Source organism: Arthrobacter sp. JCM 19049, from assembly GCF_001310435.1.
Map to the genome: position 1 here is coordinate 1 of NZ_BAXF01000358.1, position 2,273 is coordinate 2,273.

Below are 2,273 nucleotides of genomic sequence, written 5' to 3' on the forward strand. Positions count from 1 at the left end.
CGGCGGCATGGAGATCGCGCTGGCCTGCACCTACCGCACCGTGTCCACCACGGCCGAGGCGCTGGGGCTGCCCGAGTCCTTCCTGGGCCTGATCCCGGGCTGGGCCGGCATCTACCGCCTGCCGCGGCTGATCGGGCCCGAGGAGGGCCTGAAGGTGATCATCCAGAACCCCTGGAACAACAACCGCACCCTCTCCGGCCCACAGGCCTACAAGCTGGGCGCCGCCGATGCGCTGTACGAGCCGGCCGACTTCCTGGAGCAGTCCCTGGCTTCGCCGATGAGGTGCTCACCGGCCAGCGCACCGTGCAACGCCCGAATGCGGTGGATGATGCGGACCCGCAGGTCGCCGCCCGATTCCACGCCGCCGCCGATGAGGCCGAAAAGTTCGTCGACGCCAAGGTCCACGGCGCCGCCCCGGCCCCGTACAAGGCGCTGGAGGTCTTCCGCGCCGGGATCGGCAAGAGCCAGAAGCACTCCGCGCAGCTGGAAATCGAGGCACTGACCGAACTGATGGCCACCCACCAGTTCCACAACACCATCTACGCGTTCCTGGACCTGGTCCAGCGCCGCTCCAAGCGTCCGGCCGGGGCGCCGGACAGGAAGCTGGCCAAGCCGGTGACCAAGGTCGGCGTGGTCGGGGCCGGGCTGATGGCCAGCCAGCTGGCGCTGCTGTTCGTGCGCCGGCTGAACGTGCCGGTGGTGCTCACCGACCTGGACCAGTCCCGCATCGACAAGGGCCTTGGCTACATCCACGGGGAGATCGACAAGCTGGGCGCCAAGGGCCGGATGAGCGCCGACGCGGTCAACCGCGCCAAGGCCCTGGTCTCCGGCTCGGTGACCAAGGACGCGTTCGCCGACGCCGACTTCGTCATCGAGGCGGTGTTCGAGGAGCTGAGCGTGAAGAAGCAGGTGTTCGCCGAGGTGGAGGCCGTGGTCTCCCCCGAGTGCATCCTGGCCACCAACACTTCCTCGCTCTCGGTCACCGAGATGGGCCGGGACCTGAAGCACCCCGAACGCCTGGTCGGGTTCCACTTCTTCAATCCCGTCGCCGTCATGCCGCTGCTGGAGATCGCGGCCACCGAGTGGACCGACGAGGCGACCTTGTCCACCGCGTTCGTGCTGGGCAAGTCGCTGCGCAAGACCTGCGTGCGCACCACCGACTCGGCCGCGTTCGTGGTCAACCGGGTACTGCTGCGGCTGATGAGCGAGGTGCAGGCCGCGTACGACGAGGGCACCGACGCGCAGACCGCGGACAGCGCGCTGCAGCCGATGGGCCTGCCGATGAGCCCGTTCACGCTGCTGGCGATGGTCGGGCTGCCGGTGGCGCAGCATGTGAACGAATCGCTGCATGCGGCGTTCGGTGAGCGTTTCAAGGTCTCGGCCAACCTGCAGGCGCTGATCGACGCGAAGATCACCGCGCTGTGGGTGAAGGACGAGCAGGGCAACCAGGTCATCGACGAAGGCGCTGCAGGTCATGAGCTTCGGTGACCAGCCTCCACCGCCGAGCAGCTGCTCACCCGGGTTCAGGACGCCCTGGCCGAGGAGATCGGCCTGCTGCTGGAGGAAGGGGTCGTCGCCGCGCCGCAGGACGTGGACCTGTGCATGATCACCGGCGCCGGCTGGCCGATGCACCTGGGCGGGATCACCCCGTACCTGGACCAGATCGGCGCCTCGCAGCGGGTGAACGGCAAGAAGTTCCACGCCTAACCCGTCCCTGCGCCAGCAGGCGCACAGCCCCGGTACACCCGCAGCGCGGGGTGCCGGGGCTGTGCGCGTTGGGCGCCGGCGCTTTCCCGGGCGGGTTTTCTCTGGAAGAATGGAGGCATGACTGACGCCGTTCGCCCAGATCGCCGCACCATCATGTGCGCCACCGCCCTGTTCGGAGCCACCGCCACGCTGAGCGCCTGCGGGGATGGACACTCCGAGGCCCCGGTCAACACCCCCGGGCCGGTCCCCGAGCCCAGCGGCGAGGGACAGGTGGTCCTGCCCGCCAAGGACCTGCCGGTCAAGTCCCGTGCCCAGGTTGCCGCGAAAGACCCCTCCGGCGCGGACGTCGGGGTGCTGCTCTACCGCCAGGACGAGCAGACCGTGCTGGCCTACTCGAACATCTGCACCCACCAGGCTGCGCGGTGGGCGTGAAGTCCCCGGCCAAGACGGACTTCTACTGCGCCTGCCACGCTCGCACTTTGACCCGCTGGACGGCACCGCCACCGAGGGCCCGGCCAAGGCGCGCTGACCCGCTTCGCCTGCACCATAGAGCAGGGCAACATCCT

The 2,273-nt window shown here is 69.2% G+C and carries 1 protein-coding gene and 1 pseudogene; both read left to right on the forward strand.

The window, feature by feature from the left end; translation table 11 throughout:
• Nucleotides 1-1,707 (forward strand): annotated as a pseudogene (locus tag JCM19049_RS12105) (3-hydroxyacyl-CoA dehydrogenase NAD-binding domain-containing protein); the annotation flags it as partial.
• Between the two features lie 117 nt (nt 1,708-1,824).
• Nucleotides 1,825-2,139: a Rieske 2Fe-2S domain-containing protein gene (locus JCM19049_RS12110; protein ID WP_054821722.1), complete on the forward strand. Its 315-nt coding sequence runs from the start codon at nt 1,825-1,827 to the stop codon at nt 2,137-2,139.
• Nucleotides 2,140-2,273 lie beyond the last annotated feature (134 nt).